Here is a 21,368-nt window from a genome sequence, read left to right on the forward strand (position 1 = left end):
GCTATGCGAGAGTAGTTCACCGCCAGGCACCTCATTCAAGCAAAAGGCCTACCCTAACCGGTAGGCCTTTTTGCGTTCCTGCGCCTGCCTGAGCAATGTAGTTCAACGCTGGCAGGCCAGCCGCGCAACCACCTCATTAAACAAATGCCATCTAGCAACCGACGGCCTTGTGCGTAGTTGAAAATAGTATCTTCGTTTAGATAAATAATGTGTTTTTTATTTATTTATATTTAATAAAATATATGTAAATTACTGCGCTCTCTGGCGTCCGCTACAGTGTATCCAAAGGGGCTCCCCTTTTATTTAGTATGTTTAATAACCACTGATAGGGATACTTATGAGACTGACTAATTTACTTTTATATATACTGCTAAGCATTAATCTGTCCGTCGCTGCAGTAGCTACAGAGAAATATTCATCATTAAACCATTCATTAATATACAGTTATGAAGAGATGTTTAATTTTGATATTGAAGCTTATCTTGCTAATCAGGCTCCGCATTTACTACCATACGCCGAAGTGATTTCGCACTGGTCCGGCTACAGCAGTATTAGCCCCAGAGTACTGTTAGCCTTGATAGAGCAGCAAAGTGGATTGTTGACACAACAACAAGTAGCAGCTGCAGTATTGGAAACGCCTTTTGGTAAGTTATCCGATAAGCGTGGCTTTGCTGAACAATTCCAGGATGTTGCCGATAAATTGGCTAATCTGGTGTATACCCAAAGTAAGCAAGAGGGCATTGCTGAATTTACAGGCCAAATTGATCCTCGCTTATCTGGATTGGATATACTGTTTACGGCTGACAATACACAAGCCGGATGGACTGAGCTAGAGATCCAGCAGCTCGAAGCAGATAAGGTCGCGTTTACTGAGCTGTATTATCGGCTATTTCGCCAGGAGTATTTGCCATTTAAACGACAACCTGATGACAAAGAAATGCAGGTTCAAGCCCCTAATGGTTTTTTACAGTTTCCGTTTCCATTAGGCCAGAGCTGGCATATTGGTGGCGCTCATACTAATACAGGGAGTGGCAGCTATCCGCTATCGTCATTAGATATGAGTATGGGCGGAGGCTGGGGCAGCAATCAGTACAATACCTGGGTTTCCGCTTCCGCGGCGGGACAATTCAAGCGCCATTCCTCTTGCTTTGCCGAGATAGTACATGCTAATGGTTGGTCAACGACCTACTATCATTTAATGAATATTCAGCATTCTACCGGCGCCACAGTGAATAAAAACAGCCGTGTTGCCAATCCGGCCAATACCCGCGGCCAAGCCTTGTGCAATGGTGGTCAGTCAACCGGTCCACATCAGCACTGGAGCCTTAAACGTAATGGTAGCTGGTACCATTTGAACGGCGCCTATTTATCAGGCTGGCGAATTACTGCAATTGGTTACAGTTATGACACAAACTGCAACCGATTTTATTTGAGCAAAAACGGCTGGTGGGGCTGCGCCGGATACTATCGGCATTAAGCATTAAGCATTAAGCATTAAGTAGTTGCAGTGGTTAAGCCCGTCCCAGAAACGGCTCCCAATCTTTCCAAACAGGTTGCAGGCCTTGCTGCAATAAGGCCTCTGCTACCTGTTGCGGTGAGCGGTGATCATCAATACTAAACTGCTCGAGGTTTTCTGGTTCTACACTGTAACCGCCAGGTTGGGTTTTGGAGCCGGCGCTGATGCTGCTGATAGCCAACGGCACCACATGCTGGCGAAACTGAGCAGACTCACGAGTTGACAGGCTGATCTCCAGCTCTGGTGCAAATAGGCGAAAGGCGCAAATTAATTGGATCAGTTCTTTGTCGCTAATGGGGTTGGCAACAGTGGCGCCACCGCTACATGGCCTGATCCTTGGTACAGATAAACTAAAACGGCTTTGCCAATAGTGCTTTTGCAGGTAACGGATATGATGCGCCAGTAAGATGGCATCGGTGCGCCAATCGGTTAGCCCAAGCAATATACCCAGGCCAATTTTGTCAATGCCTGCACGTCCGACCCGATCCGGGGCATCTAAGCGCCAGTGAATATCACTTTTTTTACCTTTTAGATGATATTGTTGATAAGCCAATTGGTTGTAAGTTTCTTGATACAACATCACCGCATCAACGCCGGCCTGTTTCAGGCGGCGGTAGTCTTCAGTACTCAACGGCTGAACTTCCAGTTGTACCTGGCTGAAGTGAGGTCTGACAACCGGTAGGATCTGGCAGAAATAGTCGATACCCACTTTACGTTCATGCTCACCACTGACCAGCAGTACCTGATCAATCCCCATAGCTTTTATGGCAAGGCACTCCTGTTCAACCTCTGTGGTTGTCAGAGTACGGCGTTTAACTTTTTGACTTAACGAAAAGCCACAGTAAGTGCATTCATTAGCGCAAAGGTTGGACAGGTAAAGCGGCGCAAATAACTGAACGGTGCGGCCGAAGCGCTGTCGGGTTAAGTGCTGCGCTTTATTTGCCAGCTGTGGCAGAAAGGGGGCAGCCGCTGGCGAGAGCAAGGCTTGCAAATCGCTGAGATTAAGCTGTTGCTTTTGCAGCGCATGCTGTACCTGTATGGCACTGAAGCTACGGCTGTACAGCTGTAGCTGCTGCCAATTCTGATGCTGCCACTGCGCAATAAAGCCACCGTCGCAGGACGATGTTGTGTCGGCTACTGCTATCATAGTGCCGCCAGAAAGTCGGTAAAGGGACTGGACGCTATCGCCTGGCTGCTGTGATGCGCCAAGCCAGCTGTAAAGGCACTATGCCCGGCTTCAACTGCCAGAGCAAAGGCGTGCGCCATTGCCACCGGGTTTTCACTGCTGGCAATAGCAGTATTAACCAACACTGCTGCGGCGCCGAGCTCCATCGCTGCTGCAGCATGCGAAGGTGCACCAAGGCCGGCGTCAATGATCACCGGCACTGTGGCTTGTTCGATAATAATCTCCAGCATAGCGCGGGTTTGTAAGCCTTGATTAGAACCGATAGCGGCGCCAAGTGGCATAACAGCAGCACAGCCAACTTGTTCCAAACGTTTGCACAACACTGGATCGGCACTGCAATAGGGCAGTACGACAAACCCCAGTTTCACCAACTGCTCAGCCGCCAGCAGGGTTTCTATCGGATCTGGCATTAAATAACGGGCGTCGGGATGAATTTCCAGCTTAAGCCAATGGGTTTGCAAGGCTTCACGTGCCAGTTCAGCGGCAAAAACAGCCTCTTTCGCAGTCTTTGTGCCTGAGGTATTCGGTAGCAGCTGAACATTCATTGCCTTAAGCGGCGACAACAGGTCATCATGAGCTTTATCAAGCTCAAGTCGTTTCAACGCTAACGTGACCAGCTGGCAATTACTGGCTGCTACAGCTTGTTGCATCAGTTGCGGGCTGGCAAATTTACCGCTGCCAAGTAGCAGGCGGCTGTTAAAGGTTTTATCTGCTATGCGTAGCATTTTCAGCCCCCGGTTACGATGTGAAATACATTTACAAAGTCATTGTCACGCAGCTGATGCTGTGGCCATTGCTGTTTTGCAATAACAGTATTATTTATTGCCACGGCAAGCCCTTGTGGTTGTATTTGCTGCTGTATCAGCAACTCTGCTACGGTGCAATTGGCAGTGAGTTGCAGCAACTGGTCATTAAACTTGATGTGCATAGTGTTGCTCCACACGCTGTTTTAGCTGCGAAAAGGCTTGTTCAGGCTGTTGTTGTGCTGTGATGGCAGACACCACAGCGACACCTGATACACCACAAGCTAATACCGCATCTATTCGTTCTGCATTAATGCCGCCAATTGCGACCGTAGCAACATCGCTGCACAGCGCAGCATAGCGTTTTAAGCGGGCGATACCTTGAGGTTGTGACGGCATTTGCTTGGTTTGGGTGGCAAAAATGTGGCCCAGAGCAATATAGGACGGCCGGATCTGTCTGGCCCGCAATAGCTCGGTGTAACTATGAGTGGAGATACCCAGGCGTAAACCCGCAGAGGCTATAGCCGCTAAATCGGCTGTGGTTAAATCTTCCTGTCCCAGATGTACGCCATAAGCACCATATTTAATGGCCAGTTGCCAATGGTCATTAATAAACAGCCTCAGTTTATAGTCGCGGCTTAACAGTACCGCTTCAGAAATTTGCTGTTCAATGTCTTCGGCTGTTCCTTGCTTGATGCGTAGTTGAATGACATCGGGTTCAAGCGGCAATAAACGTTTTAGCCATTGTACGCTGTCAATAACCGGATAAAAGCCGATAGGCGCAGTAATGCCGGCGAAGCAGAGGTTGTAGTCAATCGCTGCGTCATTATGTTGCAACTGCGGAAAAAAGTCAGGGCTTACCGGCCAGCCATGGTGTTGCAAGCTACCGGCTCCTTTACCAGTGGCATAGCTAAAGCTGAGTGCCTGCTGCAGATAAGCGCGCCCTATAATAGCGCTGTCGGCGAGGGCATAGCCATGTGCGCAGGCCGCCGTTATAGCACTGGATAGTACGCAGCCGGTACCATGGTTATGTGTTACGTCAAGTCTGGGCTGTTTTAATCTAAAACGGTTATCTGCAGTAATTAGCACATCGGTAACGCTGTCAGCAGTATTGTTGTCGCTAGCGTCTAAATGGCCACCTTTTACCAGTATTGCCTGGCAGCCAAGTTGCAACAATTGCTGCGCCTGTGCGTCGTTATTTTGATGCGGCAAATTACTTAGCAAGGCCAGTTCGGGGATATTGGGCGTGAGTAAATCCACTAATGGTAACAACTGTTGCCGCCAGATCTGCAAAGTGCTTTGCCGGACAAAATTATAGCCAGTGCTGCTACTAAGTACCGGATCGGCGATAACAACAAACTGATGTTGGGCTTTATGTTGTGCCAGCCAGTTCGCCAACTGCGTCAGCAACTCAGCATCTGGGATCAGGCCAATTTTAACCGCAGCGGGCGGCATATCCTGGATAAGGCAATTTAGCTGGGTAATAAACAGTGCCGGGCTAATGGTTTCATAACCGACAACTTCAGTGCTGTTTTGCGCTGTGACAGCGGCAATAACACTACAGCCATGGCAGCCCAACGCGTTAAAGGTGTGTAAGTCGGCCTGAATGCCGGCACCGCCACCACTGTCAGAGCTGGCAATCGTCCAGACGATCGGTTTGGTTTCAGATACTGGCTCAGGCATCATTTAATGCCTCTTCCTGCTGAATTTGCTGATTAAGCCGCATTGAGCAAAATTTAGGTCCGCACATGGAGCAAAATTGCTCGCTGTCGGCACCTTCATGGCTTAGGGTTTCATCGTGATAAGCTTTGGCAGTAAAGGGGTCCAGTGCCAGGTTGTACTGATCCTGCCAGCGAAATTCATAGCGGGCTTTTGACAAGGCATTATCTCTAAGTTGTGCTGCCGGGTGGCCCTTAGCCAGATCTGCGGCATGGGCCGCAATTTTGTAGGCAATAAGGCCTTGTTTAACATCTTCTTTATTTGGCAAGCCTAAATGCTCTTTTGGCGTGACATAACACAGCATGGCGCAGCCAAACCAGCCAATCATCGCCGCACCTATGCCAGAGGTAATATGATCATAACCCGGCGCAATATCAGTGGTTAAAGGGCCCAGTGTATAAAACGGTGCCTCATGACAATGCTTTAACTGCTCGGTCATATTCTCTTGAATAAGCTGCATGGGCACATGGCCAGGGCCCTCAATCATTACCTGCACATCATAGAGCCAGGCAATTTTGGTCAGCTCGCCTAATGTTCTAAGTTCGGCAAACTGGGCTTCATCATTGGCATCGGCAATGCTGCCCGGGCGCAGGCCATCACCTAAGGAAAGTGAAATATCGTAGGCAGCACAGAGCTGACAAATTTGTTCAAAATGCTGGTATAAAAAGCTTTCCTGGTTATATAACCGGGTCCACTGCGCCATAATAGCGCCGCCCCGTGAGACAATACCGGTAACGCGGTTAGCCGTTAAGGCGACATAGTCTTTTAGTACGCCGGCATGAATAGTAAAGTAATCTACGCCTTGCTCGGCTTGCTCAATCAGTGTGTCGTAAAATACCTGCCAGTTTAGTTTGCTGACATCACCGTTTACTTTTTCCAGCGCCTGATAAATGGGTACTGTGCCTATCGGTACCGGGCTGTTGCGTAAAATCCAATCACGGGTTTGATGAATACGCCGGCCGGTGGACAGATCCATTACCGTATCAGCCCCCCAACGGGTAGACCACACCAGTTTTTCTACTTCTTCTTCAATGCTGGAGCTGACCGATGAGTTGCCGATATTGGCATTGACCTTAACTTTGAAGTTGCGGCCGATAATCATCGGCTCGGCTTCCGGGTGGTTAATATTGGCCGGAATAATGGCCCGTCCGGCTGCGACTTCCTGCCGCACAAACTCTGCTGTGATCTGTTTGGGAATTGCAGCGCCAAAACTTTCGCCCTGATGGCTTCTGACACCATCGTCTGTTAGCGCCATATTTTCCCTAAGTGCAATAAAATGCATTTCCGGTGTAATAATACCGGCGCGGGCATAGTGTAATTGGGTTACAGTTTTGCCGGCTTTGGCTTGCAGTGGCTGATGATCAAACTCGGTAATTTGTTCATCCAGTGCAATATCAGCAAACGGCAGCTCGGGCGAGGGGGCGACATCACCGCGGCTGTTAATCCAATCCAGCCGCAGCTTAGGCAGGCCCTTTAGTACATCTAACTGCTGTGCCGGATCGCCATAGGGGCCTGAGGTGTCATATACCGGTAAGCTAGGATTAGTTTGCACGCTGCCGTCTGCCAGGCGGCTTGGGCTAAGGTGTATATGCCGCACCGGCACCCTGACACCAGTTTGCTCACATTGAAGATAATGACGGCTGGAGCCGGGAAAGGTTTCACCCTGCAGTGCCTGAATATAGGCACGGGCATGGGCGCGTAAATCACGTTTAGAAAAAGGTTTAGCAGACATAGCAAGCTCCGGTTAACAAGTTGAAGTTGCTTGTCCGGAGTGGGGCAGCTGGCAGCAAACAACTAAACCGCTGGGCGGAGTTTAGCTGTGCTAATACTGAATTTCCCCTTGTTTCCCTTCGCAGGTATTAGCCTGATCAGGTTCAACGGATCCCGTTTTCACGGTCTCAGCCCGCTGTAAACAGCTGGGCACTCCGACAAGATGGTGCTAAGTATTCACTTATTGCTAACGAAATTCAAGGTCTGATTTCAATCGGCGTTCTATAAGCTCTGCACATATAAATAAAGCGACTTAAGAATTTTCATCTTCTGCTCATCACTGGCATGCTCATGCGCCAGATTCTCCAGCGCCAGGCTAAAATCTTCCATAGTTAAATTGGGGTTATCCAGGCCGCGCATTAGTTTGTCAGTGCGATAGCGCTGCCACTTTTGCTGCTCACTATCGGTCAGGCTGTAGGGGTAGTTACGGGCGCGATATAAAAACAATAGATTGTTCAGGCGCTCGTCACTGAATACCGGAGCGTTAACGGCTAATTGCTCAGGCGGCAACTGGTGTAACTGCACCATTTTTTGCTTATCGCCGTCGCTGATAAAACCATTGTACAGCTGATAATCGGGGTTGGTTTCGGCTGGAAAGTCATTTAATTGCTGATACAGCTCTATAGCTTTAGCCTGAGTAGCTCGATGCTGGCGCAAAAAATCCAGATGTTTCAGGCATTGGGCGCGGTCGATGCCAAACTGGGCGGCGCGCTCTTCAGTTAAGGTTTTTGCCGGTGCCAGTACCGGGCATTTATTTAAATGCATTAGCTTTAAACCCAGTCTGTGCTCGCCTTCGGCCAGATCGGAGGTTTTGGTGTACAGCTTTTGCTGCAAGGTGGCGATATCGTCCTGCAGTAGCGGTGTCGGATCAGCCTGTAAGTTGTAGCAAATCACCGCATTTTTATTAGTAGGGTGAAATGCCAGTGGCACTATCCAGCTGATACAGCCTTGCGTAGCCGGAAATTTAGAAGACACATGTACCAGCGGCGTCATACCGGCGACATCAATCAGCTCGGCTACTTTGGCTTTTTTACGCAGTTCAAATAAATAGCTAAACAGTTTAGGTTGCTTTTCTTTAATAAGTTTGGCGATGGCAATGGTGGCATACACATCAGATAAGGCATCGTGAGCGTTTTCGTGCGCCAGGCCATTAGCCTTGGTCAGTTCTTCCAGTTTAAAAACCGGGCTGCCATCTTCACGTAATGGCCAGTTAATGCCATCGGGGCGCAGCGCGTAGCAGGCGCGCACCATGTCTATTAAGTCCCAGCGGCTATTGCCGTTTTGCCATTCACGGCCGTAAGGTTCATAAAAGTTACGAAACAGGCTGTAACGGGTCACTTCATCGTCAAACCGCAGGTTGTTGTAGCCCAGTACACAGCTGTTCGGCTCGCTAAAGCGCGCTAGAATACGTTGCATAAAGTCAGTTTCGTTCAGGCCTTTTTTATTGCACAACTGTGGTGTTAAACCAGTGATCAGTGCCGCCTGCGGGTGCGGCAGATAATCATTGGCTAGCTGGCAATACCAGACGTCGGGCTCGCTGATAATATTCAGGTCTAAATCGGTGCGAATACCGGCAAATTGCGCCGGGCGGTCACGTTTGGGATCAGCGCCCCAGGTTTCATAGTCGTGAAAATAAAAACTGCTTTGTGTTGTTGTCACAATAGCTTATCCGGGTTTTGTTATCTGAAAACATGTCGCCAGTTTAGCAGCTGGAGCGGCGCGGATACATGATTTTTGCCATTTAGCCTTATCGGTTACTGGCATGCTGGCATTGCTGCAATAGTAGGGTAAGCGCTTCTGTGTTAGTGTTTTTTGGATAAGCCAGGCCTATTGTCCGTTCTAGTTTCAGTTCATTTACCGGTCGGATATCGACATCATTTCGTTGCTGCATATTGTCAAAATTAGGCACTAATGCACAGCCGACTCCAGCTGATACCAGGCCTAGCGCATACTCTATAGTTTGAATATCGGCGCGGATATCGGCTTTAATGCCACGACGCACTAATTCCGGATACAGGGTATTCCAGGCATCGCATGGCGTGCGTTTTATCAATGGCAGTTGCTCAAAATCCGCTAACTCAATATGCGGTTGTAAACTCAGGGGCGAACCGGGAGGCAGTGCCAACAGGTAATTGTCATGCCATATTGGCGCAAAGGCTTCTCCGGCTTTAAGGAGTTGCGGCGTGATAATGCGGGCATCACAGCTGTCATCCGGCTCTACCAAATGCAGCTCCAGCCCGGGTAGGCTGTTGCTAAACTCGCGCAGTAACTGGCTCATACGTTCTACGCCTAAAGCCCGAATTAACCCCAGGCGGAATTTTACCCGTGCTACCGGTTCGGTAAATGAGGCTTTTAACGACTGTAACTGGCTTATGATGCGCCCGGCATGGCCGTAGAGCTTGTCGCCATCTTCAGTTGGGGTTACCCCTTTAGGCAGACGGATAAATAAACTGACCCCCAGTTCTTGCTCTAACTGACGCAGTGCGGATGAAAGTGATGGCTGCGCTACACAGCATTGGCGCGCTGCGGCGCTGACGCTGCCTTGCTCATACACCGCAACAAAGTAATTTAGCTGGCGAATATCCATAGTTTTAAACTATACCTGATACAGAATTATTATATTTTAACTGTACATTAAAGCAGGCTAATCTGGCGATAACTAAAAATATTTCGCTGGTTTTATTGAGGAATTTGCTATGGCACGCCCACATTTTGATTGGCAGGACCCGTTTGCGTTCAGCAACATGTTAACCGAAGAAGAGCGGATGATCCGCGACACTGCTCATCAGTATTGTCAGGAAAAACTGCAGCCGCGGGTATTGATGGCCAACCGCGAAGAGCATTTTCACCAAGAAATTATGACAGAACTGGGTGAGCTTGGCCTGCTGGGGGCAACCTTACCGGAAAAGTACGGCTGCTCGGCAGTAAACTATGTTTGTTATGGTTTAGTCGCGCGCGAAGTAGAACGGGTAGACAGCGGTTATCGCAGTGCCATGAGTGTGCAGTCGTCCTTAGTGATGCATCCTATTCATGAATACGGCACTGAAGCACAGCGGCTGAAATATTTACCCAGGCTGGCCAGTGGAGAATGGGTTGGCTGCTTTGGTTTAACTGAACCGGATGCGGGTTCAGATCCCGCAGGTATGCGCACTACAGCGAAGAAAACAGCCGGCGGTTACGTGCTAAACGGCAGTAAGATGTGGATCACCAACTCGCCGATTGCCGATGTGTTTGTGGTGTGGGCCAAGTTAGACGGCGAGATTCGCGGTTTTGTGCTGGAAAAAGGCATGAAGGGCTTATCGGCCCCGAAAATTGAAGGTAAGTTTTCGCTAAGGGCGTCGATAACCGGCGAAATCGTGATGGATAACGTCGAAGTAGGCGAGGATGCGCTGCTGCCTAATGTCAGTGGCTTAAAAGGCCCGTTTGGCTGTTTAAATAAAGCTCGCTACGGCATTGCCTGGGGCGCGCTGGGTGCGGCAGAATTCTGCTGGCATGCTGCCCGCCAGTATACGCTGGACCGTCACCAGTTTGGCCGGCCGCTGGCGGCTAATCAGCTTATCCAGAAAAAATTAGCGGATATGCAAACAGAAATCAGCATTGGTTTACTGGCGTGTTTACAGGCCGGCCGGTTGATGGATCAGCATTTGCTGGCACCGGAGACTATCTCGCTAATAAAACGTAATTCCTGCGGCAAAGCGCTGGATATTGCCCGCGTTGCCCGTGACATGCACGGCGGCAATGGCATTGCTGACGAATTCCATGTTATTCGCCATGTGATGAACCTGGAAGCGGTAAACACCTACGAGGGTACGCACGATGTGCATGCACTTATTTTAGGCCGGGCACAAACCGGTTTACAGGCGTTTAGCGGCGTTTAAGCCAGGCAGTTGCAGTGGAGTAAGCCTTATGTCAGAAGCCGTACATCCCTGGGTCAATGAATACCGTGAGCGCTTAAAAAGCGGCAAGCTACCGCCGCATAGCAGTAGTCACAGTATTGAATTCAGTACCTTATATCAGTTGTGGCACAGTCAGTTATGCAGCCGTCTGCTGGATTTGCAATCACGTTTGTTACAAGCCAAAGGCCAGAGCTTTTATACCATCGGCAGTGCCGGCCACGAGGGTAACGCTGCTGTGGCTGCGGCCTTAAGGCTTACAGATCCGGCGTTTTTGCATTATCGAAGTGGGGCTTTTTTTATTGAACGTAGCAAACAATTGCCGGGTAGTACGCCGTTGTATGACATGTTGTTGTCGTTTTGCGCCAGCAGTGAGGACCCGATCTCAGGTGGCCGGCATAAGGTGCTTGGCAGCCTGGCGCTGAATATACCGCCACAAACCAGTACCATAGCGTCGCAGTTGCCCAAAGCGGTGGGGGCAGCGTTCGCTGTCGATCTAAGCAAGCGGCTGGGGCTTGACGGCCAGTGGCCGGCCGATGCCATAGTGCTGTGCAGTTTTGGCGATGCCTCGGCCAATCATTCAACTGCGCAGGGCGCGATCAACTCAGCTTGCTGGGCAGCTTATCAGCAGGTACCGGTACCGGTGCTGTTTGTTTGTGAAGATAACGGCCTGGGTATTTCCACACCAACCCCCAGCGGCTGGATAGAGCAGGATTTAGCCGACAGGCCGGCACTGAAGTATTTTGCTGCCGACAGCCGCGATCTGGCGCAGACCTATCATGTTGCCCGCCGCGCTGCAGATTATGTGCGCAGTAAACGTAAGCCTGCAGTTTTGCATCTGTCCACGGTAAGGTTGTTTGGCCATGCTGGTGCTGATGCTGAAGCGGCATATCGCACCAAGGCACAAATTGAAGCCGAGCTTGAGCTGGACCCGCTGCTAAGCAGCACAGCAGCACTGCTAGCCAGCGGTGACATAACCGCAGAGCAGTTGCTTGCTCAATTAAATGCTTTGGTAACGCAAATTAATCGCGTTGCGACTGTTGCCAGCCATCAGCCAAAATTAACCACTGCGGCACAAGTGATGGCCTCCATCGCGCCTGAGCGTGACGCTGATAAAGTACCTGTGGTACCGGCCAGCGAGCTGCGCGAGCAACTGTTTGCCTTTGATCAGCATAACATGGGTAAAAAGCAGCATTTGGCCAAATTGCTAAACTGGACGCTGCATGACATCTTGGCGCAGTACAATAATACCGTGGTTTTTGGCGAAGATGTCGGCAAAAAAGGCGGCGTTTACGGCGTTACCCAGCATTTGGTGCATGCTTTTGGCAGTAACAGAGTCATTAATACTCTGCTGGATGAGCAGAGTATTCTTGGTATGGCGATTGGTTTGGCCCAGCAAGGGTTTATCTCGATACCGGAAATTCAGTTTCTAGCCTATGTGCACAATGCCGAGGATCAAATTCGCGGTGAAGCAGCGACCTTACCGTTTTTCTCTAACGGCCAGTATCACAATGCGATGGTCATTCGTATTGCCGGTCTGGCTTATCAGCGCGGCTTTGGCGGCCATTTTCATAATGACAACTCGTTTGCGGTGTTTCGCGATATTCCGGGTGTAATTTTATTTTGCCCGTCAAACGGTCATGACGCGGCTTTATTGCTACGTCAGGCCGTGCAGCTGGCCCATCAGCAAAAGCGGCTGGTTATTTTTCTTGAACCTATAGCGCTGTATATGACACGGGATTTGGCCACAGCCGGCGATGGTTTGTGGTTACATGATTACCCAACACCTGATACGCCGCTGCCTGTATTAGGCGAGCCGGCAGTCTATGGCGATGGTGACGAGCTGGCCATTATCAGCTATGGCAATGGCTATTATTTAAGCCGCCAGGCTGAGCAGGAACTGGCCGCGCAGGGCTATCAGATCCGGCTGTTAGATTTGCGCACCTTAGTGCCGCTGCATACCACGCTGATTATCAAAGCGCTTAACGGCTGTTCCAAGGTATTGATTGTTGATGAATGCCGTCGACGCGGCTCGTTAAGTGAAGAGCTGTTTACCGCTTTGCATGAGGCTAAACCGGGGCATTTTACTGTATCGCGACTATGTGCTGAAGATAGCTTTATTCCGTTGGGAGCGGCGGCTTATGCCGTACTACCGTCGAAACAGCAAATTGTGCAACATGCACTTAGCTTGCTCACCGTTGCCAATGAACAGGTGTTGTTATGAAGAAAACTGCGCTGCTAGTCTGTCCCGGCCGGGGCACTTACAACAAGGCTGAGCTTGGATACATCAGCCAGCACGCTAAAGATAAAACCTTGTTGTCGCAATGTGATGCCGTCAGGGCCAAAGCCGGGTTAGCCACCGTCAGTGAACTGGACAGTCAGGCTGTGTTTAGTCGTGCGACGCATTTAAAAGCGGAAAACGCCGCCGCGTTAATATTTGCCGCCGGCATGCAGGATTATCACGATATTAACCCTGAACAGTTTGACGTGGTAGCGGTAACCGGCAATTCGATGGGCTGGTATACCGCGCTGGGCTGTACCGGTGTGCTGGCACCGGATAGCGGTATGCAACTGGTCACTGATATGGCGCAGCTAACCGCCGGTGGTGCCGGTGCTCAGTTTATATATCCGCTGATTGACGACAACTGGCAAAGTGACACTGAGCGTCAGGCTCTGGTGCAGCAGCAACTGCTGAGGCACCGGGGGGAGCTGTTTATGTCCATTGTCTATGGTGGCTATGCCGTTTTGGCGGGCAGTGAAGCGGCGGTGACAGCTGCAATGCAGGCATTGCCTGTTTGTGATGAGCGCTTTCCATTGCTGCTGCCAGGTCATGCCGCTTTTCACACCCACTTGATGCAGGCCGCGTCAGACAGCGCTTTATCAGTTTGGCCGGCGGCACGCTTTAAACAGCCACAGCTGCCGATGATTGATGGCCGTGGTCATATCTGGCCCAATCTGGCTAGCGATTTGTCAGCACTGCAACGTTATACGCTGCAACATCAGGTGTGTCAGGCGTATGATTTTAGTAAAGCCTTACAAGTGGCTGTAAAAGAGTTTGCCCCTGAGCATATTATTTTGCTCGGCCCGGGCGCCAGCTTGGGCGGCGCTGTGGCACAAAGCCTTATCCAGATTGGCTGGCAAGGGCTTAAAACTAAGCAGGATTTTATTAGCGCACAACAAGCTGCCCTACCTTATGTTATCAGTATGGGCATACCAGAGCAGCGGCAGCACGTTAGCCGTTAATGCACGCTGGCCACTTGCAGCAGACTGGTCAGTTTACGTTGGTATTGCTCTTTGTCCTGGTCTGATGGTGCCGTGCGTTTGGCCCGCTGCAGATAACGTTCAGCCTGTACCGTGTCATTTAGCTGGAAATAAGCTTTAGCCAGGCCAAAGTAGGCTTCGTGATTGTTTCTGTCCAGCCTGACGGCATGTTCATATTGCGATATGGCTTCGGCAGTATCGTTACGTCGCAGTGCTTCATTACCTAACATCAGATAATAGTAGGGATTATTTTTACGGGCCTGGTTTACATGTTGCATCAGTTGCTCGGCCTCGTGTTGCCGATCAGATCTGTGATACAAATAGGCCAGATTTGACATGGTGTTCAGTGAGGTAGGGTCTAGCTTTAAGCTGTGCTGATACGCCTGTTCCGCATACTGATCTAAGCCGTATTTGCGATACAGTACCCCAAGGTTCGCCCAGGTCACCGCAAAAGTTGGATCTATGTCAATCGCCGCTAAATAGTACTGATATGCCTGAGCATCCTCCGAGCTATTCAGTTGCTCGGCAGCCTTATTGTTGTAAAACATTGCGGTTACGCGTTGTTTGTTCAGTTGAGTGGTTGAAAAGCGTTGCTTTAAAATGGTCGGGTCAAAATCTACCACGATATCTCTGCCAAACAGGATCACACCAGAGTGGTTTTCGGGTAATGTATTTTGCACTATGCGTAAATTAACATGACCATTGAGCCAGGTAGTGTTTTGTTCGCTGGTCCAATACTCGGGTATAGCTACATCCTGAAAAACCGTTTTTAACCCGACTTCATTTGCCATACTGTACGCCAGGATCGACAAACTCAGGCAGTTAGCTTTGCCTATAGCCAGTGTTTCGCTGGCTGTTTTGGTGGCACTGTTATCGTATATCAATTCATCATGAGCAAAAGTAAAGATGTATCTGAGCAATGTTTTAGAACGTTCGGTTATACCGGACGTGGCGTGCAGAATACGCTGCAACTCAGATTGCACCTGTTCGGGCAGAGCATAAATCTGCTGTTCGGTTTCCACTGGTGTTATATCGCCGGCAAAGCCGGGCTCAGCAATTAGCAATGATTGATAATCGTAGGTTAATTCAGGCTTAGGCGCCGACTGGCAGGCCGTTAACGCCATTAAACCAGCTATCAGGCTTATGTATGTTTTCATCGCTAATCTCCACAACTGCGATGAGTTTACTATAGCGCAAACTCAATGAATTATCCCTGTTCTGCTATAGCACAGCCTGTTGCTTGCCTCTGCAAGCTAAGTGACAACCGGTTGTGATTTTGTGGTAGATCAAGTACAAAGTACTAACCAATAGCGCGGGAATTTATAATGAAAACACTAATGTTTGCGGCGGCAATAAGCACCTTCGCTTTAACGGCTTTGGCTAAAACACCAATAGGTATAGTGCTGCATGGCGGCGCAGGTACTATTAGCAGAGACAACATGACCGCCGCACAGGAGCAGGCTTACCATGCCATGCTGGCGCACGCCATTCATCAGGGATATAGCATCTTAGAGCGCGGCGGTAGCAGCGTAGATGCAGTAACTGCGGCAGTAACAGTGCTGGAGGATTCGCCGCTATTTAATGCCGGAAAAGGTGCGGTATATACCTTTGATGAAAGCCATGAGCTGGATGCATCCATTATGGACGGCAGAAACCGCAATGCTGGCGCTGTAGCCGGGGTAACTAATGTAAAGAATCCGATACTACTGGCGCGGGCAGTGATGGAAAAATCTGTGCATGTAATGCTATCAGGTAAAGGCGCTGAGCAATTTGCCTCAGAGCAGCAACTGGAATTGGTAGACAACAGTTATTTTAATACCCAGTTTCGCTATGATGCGTTAAAACGCGCCAAACAAGCTATAGCGCCGCAACCCCATCAGGCCGCAGTGCCTTACGATCCGGCATGGAAAATGGGCACTGTCGGCGCGGTTGCCATTGATAGGGAAGGAAATCTGGCTGCAGCTACATCCACTGGTGGTATGACAGCCAAGCGCTATGGCCGTATTGGCGATGCGCCTGTTATTGGTGCCGGCAATTTTGCTGACAACGCCAGCTGTGCCGTATCGGCTACCGGCCACGGTGAGTATTTTATCCGTTATCAGGTTGCCAGCGACATTTGTGCCCGGGTTAAGTACCAAAAAATGTCTGCTGCTGTAGCGGCTAAACAGGTACTGGCGGAACTAAAGCAAGTAGGTGGTGACGGTGGCGTAGTGGTGGTTGATAACAAAGGCCAGCTGAGCTGGAGCTTTAATACCGAAGGCATGTATCGTGCGCGCAAATCTGAAGGTGGTGAGCTGGTCAGCGAAATCTTTGCCAGCAGTAACTGATTATGCGGCAAAGCGGCTAAATTCGGCTACCCTTAACAAGAGCCTGAAGCTCAGTACCACAGTGCAGGGGGAAGCATGGATTTACTTAAAGTGGCAGATTATATGAACCGGCATCCGGTAACCTTTACCGCTGACATGCCGGTTGAAATGGCTGTTGATCGCCTGATTAAAGGTCGCCAGACCGGCGGCCCCGTTATAGATGAACATAAAAAAATTATTGGTTTTATTTCCGAACAGGACTGTTTACAACGCATGTTAATGTCGACCTATCATGATCAGCAGGCTGCCAGAGTGGCTGATGTGATGAATCCGGCCGTGTTAACGGTAAAAGGCTACGATGGTGTTATCGATCTGGCGCAAATCATGCTGAAAGCTAAACCTAAGTTGTATCCGGTGGTAGATGACGATGGGTATTTACTCGGGATTATTACCCGCTCGGACGTGCTGGGGGCAATAGACAAAGAGTTGCACTCGCATTACGGTAAAGTCGGTTAGCGTTAGCGCTGGATTTTTACCTGCCGCTCTTGGTAGCATGGCGCCCTCTGTTAACGAGGGCGTTGTTTTGTCTGAAGCTGTTATCTCTGTATCCGATTTGAATTCCCGTATTGCGCACTGTCTGTTAAAAGACCAGTTTCGCCTGCGCCGTCGTCTGCACAACTGCAAAACGCTGGCTGAACAGGCCAAGACGACGCAGCTGCAACGAATAGCCGCCGATATTAGCCGCTCAGAAGCGCTGCGTTTTGCCCGCGCGCAAGCGTTGCCTCAGGTCAGCTATCCGCCACAGCTGCCGGTGTCGGAGAAAAAAGACGATATTAAAGCGGCTATTGCCGCTAATCAGGTGGTGATTATTGCCGGTGAAACCGGTTCGGGTAAAACCACACAAATTCCGAAAATTTGCCTGGAATTAGGCCGTGGTGTGGCCGGTATGATTGGCCATACTCAACCTCGGCGCTTAGCGGCTCGCAGTGTTTGCGACCGTATTGCCGAAGAGCTGCAGTGCCAGGTAGGCAATCAGGTTGGCTATAAAATCCGCTTTGGCGACCACACCAGCGATAATACCTATGTGAAGCTGATGACCGACGGTATTTTGCTGGCAGAAATTCAACAAGACCGCTTTTTAAACCAGTACGACACCTTAATTATCGACGAAGCACACGAGCGCAGCCTGAATATTGACTTTCTGCTCGGCTATTTAAAACAGTTGCTGCCCAAGCGCCCTGATCTAAAGCTGATTATTACCTCTGCCACTATCGATCCGCAGCGTTTTTCCCGGCATTTTTTTAATGCGCCGGTAATTGAAGTCTCCGGCCGCACTTTTCCTGTTGAAACCCGCTACCGGCCAGTAAGCGAGCAGGAAGATAAAGACGCTGATCAACTGCAAGGTATTTTTGATGCGGTAGAAGAGCTGTACCGCGAACCGCCGGGCGATATCCTGATATTTTTAAACGGCGAGCGTGAAATACGTGATACTGCCGACGCTCTGGAAAAGCTTAAGCTACCGCATACCGAAGTATTGCCCTTGTATGCCCGCTTAAGTGCCGCCGAGCAAAACCGCATTTTTCAAAACCATGCCGGACGGCGCATTGTACTTGCCACCAACGTGGCGGAAACGTCACTGACAGTGCCGGGCATTCGTTATGTTATCGACCCGGGTACAGCGCGTTTATCGCGTTATAGCTACCGCTCTAAAGTACAACAATTGCCGATTGAAGCCATTAGTCAGGCCAGCGCTAACCAGCGTAAAGGCCGTTGCGGCCGGGTTGCCGCCGGTATTTGTATCAGGCTATACAGCGAAGAGGACTTTAACGGCCGGCCCGAATTTACTGATCCGGAGATTCTGCGCACTAACCTGGCGTCGGTGATTATGCAAATGCTGGCACTGGGGCTGGGTGATATTGCCGCCTTTCCGTTTTTGCAAAAGCCAGACAGTCGCTTTGTCAATGACGGTATAAAGCTGCTGGAAGAATTGGGCGCTATCCCCCTTAAGCGTGATAAAACCGGCATCAAGCTTACCGAGTTGGGTAAAAAGCTCTCAAGGTTGCCAATTGACCCGCGTTTAGCCCGCATGGTGCTGTTTGCCGCTGACAATGGTGGCTTAAACGAACTGCTGGTACTTGCAGCGGCGCTGTCTATACAGGATCCACGCGAGCGGCCGCTTGATAAACAGCAAAAGGCCGATCAGTGTCATGGCCGTTTTGCCGACACTGACTCAGACTTCGCCGCCTGGCTAAAACTGTGGCAATACTTACAGGAACAACAAGAGCAACTTAGTAACAACCAGTTTCGCCGTCTGTGCCGGCAAGAGTTTTTAAATTACCTGCGGGTGCGCGAATGGCAGGATCTAACGGGCCAACTTACTCAGTTGATGCAGGAGCAGGGCTATCAGATAACTGCACAACCGGCAGGGTATCAGGCTATACATCAGGCGGTATTAAGCGGCTTGCTGGGTCAGGTCGGGTTTAAAGACTCTGAAGCGGATTATTTAGGCCCGCGCCAGACCCGGTTTTATGTGTTCCCAGGCAGCCATTTATTTAAACGTAAACCCAAGTGGGTTGCTGCGGCCGAGTGGGTAGAAACCAGTAAGTTGTATGCCCGTACACTGGCGAAAATTGAGCCGGAGTGGCTGGAGCCACTGGCCGAACATCTGGTGACGCGCAGTTACAGCGAACCGCACTGGGAGAAAAAGCGCGGTGCCGTTATCGCTTATGAGCAGGTTAGTTTATATGGTCTGGTTATCGTGCCAAAACGCGCGGTGCTGTACAGCAAAATTGACCCGGCAGTGTGTCATACCCTGTTTGTACGCGAAGCCCTGGTGAATCAGGAACTGGGTAGTAACGAGCGTTTTTTGCAACATAACCAGCGCCTGGTTGACGATGTTACCGCCTTAGAAGAAAAATCACGCCGGCGCGATATTCTGGTAGATGAAGATACGCTGGCGGCATTTTACGCCGAGCGGGTACCAGAGTGGGCCAATAACCGTATCGACTTTGCCAAATGGTGGAAGAAAAAACGCACGGAAGATGCCGGTTATCTTAACTTTGATCCAGACAGTCTGCTAAACCGCGATGCCAGTGATATTACCGCCGATAAATTCCCGTCAAACTGGCGTCAGGGCAATTTAACCCTGCCACTGGAATATCATTTTGCCCCCGGCGAGATAGATGATGGTGTCAGCGTGATTATTCCGCTGGCACTGTTAAATCAGCTGGATGACACTGGCTTTGACTGGCTGATCCCGGCGCTGCGCCATGAATTGCTGGTGGCGCTGATAAAATCATTGCCCAAGCAGTACCGGCGCAACTTTGTTCCGGCACCAAACTATGCTGATGCGTTAATGCAAACACTGGTGCCGCACGAAGGTAAATTACTTGACGCTGTCGCTGTGCGCTTAAAGCGGATGTCGGGCCTGACTATTCCTGACGATGCCTGGGACTTAACCAGCCTGCCACTGCATTTGAAAATGAATTTTAAAGTAGTCGACGATGCGGGTAAGACACTGCAGCAAAGCCGGTCACTGAATGTGTTAAAGCAAGGCCTGCAGGGCGAAGTGCAGCAAAGTTTAAGCCAGGTGGCAGAGCAGGGCATAGAGCAGGACAAACTTACGCAGTGGAGCTTTGGTGTTTTGCCGCGTGAATACGTTAAATTACAGGCGGGCTATGAAATTAAAGCCTTTCCGGCTTTAGTTGACGAGCGGGATTCGGTCGCAATAAAGCTGCTGGACAACCCGCAGCAGGCATTGGACACAACAAAACAGGGTTTGCGGCGCTTATTGCTGTTGAATATTCCGTCGCCGGTAAAATACCTGCAGGAATCACTGCCGAATAAAGCCAAGCTGGGCTTGTATTTTAACCCCTTTGGCCGGGTGCTGGAGCTGATAGATGACTGCATTGCTGCTGGGGTGGATGCATTAGTAGCTCAGGATGCGCTGCCGCAAAATGAGACTGATTTTGCTGTGCTCAGAGAAAAAGTTCGGGCAGAGCTGGGCGATACTGTGCTGGCTATAGCGCTAAAAGTCGAACAAATATTAACCCTGTGTCACGATATCCAAAAACGCTTAAAAGGTAAGGTCGATTTAGCCCACGTGCAGTCACAGGGCGATATCAAGCAACAATTGAATGAGCTGATTTTCAAAGGTTTTGTCAGTGGCCATGGTGCCACGCGGCTGGATAACATACTGCGCTATTTACAGGCCATGCAAAAGCGGCTGGAAAAACTGCCGGTTGATCCACAACGCGACCGGTTATTGATGCACGAGTATCAAAAAGCTTTTGATGCTTACAACAACTTACTGGGTAAATTTGCCGGCAGTAAAGTGCTGCCAGAGCCGGTACAGGCAATATACTGGATGTTGCAGGAGCTGAAAGTATCTTTGCATGCTCAACAACTGGGTACGCCTTATCCCATATCGGTGAAAAGGGTACTGCATGCGGTACAGGAAATTAAAGCCTGATAAGGATATTTGCTGTCTGGCTGCTTACAGCGGGCTTTACAGCCGCAGCGGAACGTTCTATAACTTAACGCTGATGTAGCTAGGGGAGGCGTTATGTTAACAAAAGGGGACAACCGGCACTATTTCAGGATGATGGTTAACGCAGATGTGAAGCTGATGATTAACGATCCGGAAGCCGGCCGCACTATAGATGGTATATGCCGCGATTTGAGCGCAACAGGTATGTCGGTAGAAGTTGATGAACCACTTGAGATGGGCACACTTATTCGCGTCAGGCTTGACTCTGCTAATGCCAGTGTGCCGCCGTTGGATGCCAGCGCAAAGGTGATGCGCTGCGCGCAGGAAAGCGAAGATATTTATCAGTTGGGTTTAGCTTTTATGGAGCTGAACTAATAGCTAAACAGCATAAAAAAAGCAGCCGTGGCTTAATGCCGGTCAGTTAAGCTGACCGGCATTTTTCTTTTTAACGGGATACTTAAGTTTGCTCGATTTAACACTTCTTG

The 21,368-nt window shown here is 50.0% G+C and carries 16 protein-coding genes and 1 riboswitch; of the genes, 8 read left to right on the forward strand and 8 right to left on the reverse strand.

Annotation, left to right across the window (positions count from 1 at the left end):
- Window positions 1-337 precede the first annotated feature (337 nt).
- Window positions 338-1,477, forward strand: coding sequence for a M23 family metallopeptidase (locus MN202_RS19680; protein WP_335737854.1), 1,140 nt, complete (start codon window positions 338-340; stop codon window positions 1,475-1,477).
- Between the two features lie 34 nt (window positions 1,478-1,511).
- On the opposite strand, the gene thiH is transcribed toward MN202_RS19680, so the two are convergent.
- The 7 genes from thiH to MN202_RS19715 form a co-directional block, all read right to left on the reverse strand.
- On the reverse strand, window positions 1,512-2,663 hold the full coding sequence (thiH, locus tag MN202_RS19685) for a 2-iminoacetate synthase ThiH (protein ID WP_335737855.1): 1,152 nt from the start codon (window positions 2,661-2,663) through the stop codon (window positions 1,512-1,514).
- Window positions 2,660-3,427 (reverse strand): thiazole synthase, encoded by a 768-nt coding sequence (locus tag MN202_RS19690; RefSeq protein ID WP_335737856.1) that lies wholly within the window; start codon window positions 3,425-3,427, stop codon window positions 2,660-2,662. The genes thiH and MN202_RS19690 overlap by 4 nt, the downstream gene beginning before the upstream one ends.
- A 2-nt stretch (window positions 3,428-3,429) precedes the next feature.
- Window positions 3,430-3,630 carry a sulfur carrier protein ThiS gene (gene thiS, locus MN202_RS19695; protein ID WP_335737857.1) on the reverse strand — a complete coding sequence of 67 codons (201 nt, stop codon included), beginning with the start codon at window positions 3,628-3,630 and terminating at the stop codon, window positions 3,430-3,432.
- Complete coding sequence (gene thiE / locus MN202_RS19700) at window positions 3,614-5,131, reverse strand: thiamine phosphate synthase (protein ID WP_335737858.1); 1,518 nt, start codon at window positions 5,129-5,131, stop codon at window positions 3,614-3,616. The genes thiS and thiE overlap by 17 nt, the downstream gene beginning before the upstream one ends.
- Entirely contained in the window at window positions 5,121-6,896 is a 1,776-nt protein-coding gene (gene thiC / locus MN202_RS19705; RefSeq protein ID WP_335737859.1) for a phosphomethylpyrimidine synthase ThiC, read from the reverse strand. The genes thiE and thiC overlap by 11 nt, the downstream gene beginning before the upstream one ends.
- 95 nt (window positions 6,897-6,991) lie before the next feature.
- A riboswitch (TPP riboswitch) is annotated at window positions 6,992-7,102 on the reverse strand.
- A gap of 54 nt (window positions 7,103-7,156) precedes the next feature.
- A complete protein-coding gene (gene sbcB / locus MN202_RS19710) occupies window positions 7,157-8,593 on the reverse strand; it encodes an exodeoxyribonuclease I (RefSeq protein WP_335737860.1) in 1,437 nt (478 codons plus the stop codon).
- 88 nt (window positions 8,594-8,681) lie between these two features.
- Window positions 8,682-9,521, reverse strand: a complete 840-nt coding sequence (locus MN202_RS19715; protein ID WP_335737861.1) for a LysR family transcriptional regulator — start codon at window positions 9,519-9,521, stop codon at window positions 8,682-8,684.
- Between the two features lie 109 nt (window positions 9,522-9,630).
- Here MN202_RS19715 and MN202_RS19720 point away from each other — a divergent pair, with 109 nt between their 5' ends.
- From MN202_RS19720 to MN202_RS19730, 3 genes are read left to right on the forward strand one after another with little or no spacing between them, the layout of a single operon-like run.
- Entirely contained in the window at window positions 9,631-10,812 is a 1,182-nt protein-coding gene (locus MN202_RS19720) for an acyl-CoA dehydrogenase (RefSeq protein WP_335737862.1), read from the forward strand.
- Between the two features lie 28 nt (window positions 10,813-10,840).
- Window positions 10,841-13,051: a dehydrogenase E1 component subunit alpha/beta gene (locus MN202_RS19725; protein WP_335737863.1), complete on the forward strand. Its 2,211-nt coding sequence runs from the start codon at window positions 10,841-10,843 to the stop codon at window positions 13,049-13,051.
- Window positions 13,048-14,070 (forward strand): malonyl CoA-ACP transacylase, encoded by a 1,023-nt coding sequence (locus MN202_RS19730; protein ID WP_335737864.1) that lies wholly within the window; start codon window positions 13,048-13,050, stop codon window positions 14,068-14,070. The genes MN202_RS19725 and MN202_RS19730 overlap by 4 nt, the downstream gene beginning before the upstream one ends.
- Here the strand turns inward: MN202_RS19730 and MN202_RS19735 are convergent.
- Entirely contained in the window at window positions 14,067-15,245 is a 1,179-nt protein-coding gene (locus MN202_RS19735; protein ID WP_335737865.1) for a tetratricopeptide repeat protein, read from the reverse strand. The two genes, MN202_RS19730 and MN202_RS19735, sit on opposite strands and share 4 nt — an antisense overlap.
- A 168-nt stretch (window positions 15,246-15,413) precedes the next feature.
- Between MN202_RS19735 and MN202_RS19740 the strand changes: the two genes are divergently transcribed.
- The 4 genes from MN202_RS19740 (at window position 15,414) to MN202_RS19755 (ending at window position 21,258) form a co-directional block, all read left to right on the forward strand.
- Complete coding sequence (locus tag MN202_RS19740) at window positions 15,414-16,415, forward strand: isoaspartyl peptidase/L-asparaginase family protein (protein ID WP_335737866.1); 1,002 nt, start codon at window positions 15,414-15,416, stop codon at window positions 16,413-16,415.
- A gap of 75 nt (window positions 16,416-16,490) precedes the next feature.
- Entirely contained in the window at window positions 16,491-16,910 is a 420-nt protein-coding gene (locus MN202_RS19745) for a CBS domain-containing protein (RefSeq protein ID WP_335737867.1), read from the forward strand.
- A gap of 67 nt (window positions 16,911-16,977) precedes the next feature.
- The gene (gene hrpA / locus MN202_RS19750) at window positions 16,978-20,865 is read left to right on the forward strand and encodes an ATP-dependent RNA helicase HrpA (protein WP_335737868.1); all 3,888 of its coding nucleotides are present in this window, start codon (window positions 16,978-16,980) and stop codon (window positions 20,863-20,865) included.
- A gap of 93 nt (window positions 20,866-20,958) precedes the next feature.
- On the forward strand, window positions 20,959-21,258 hold the full coding sequence (locus MN202_RS19755) for a PilZ domain-containing protein (protein WP_205313453.1): 300 nt from the start codon (window positions 20,959-20,961) through the stop codon (window positions 21,256-21,258).
- Window positions 21,259-21,368 lie beyond the last annotated feature (110 nt).

This window comes from Rheinheimera muenzenbergensis (assembly GCF_036984005.1).
Taxonomy (GTDB): domain Bacteria; phylum Pseudomonadota; class Gammaproteobacteria; order Enterobacterales; family Alteromonadaceae; genus Alishewanella; species Alishewanella muenzenbergensis.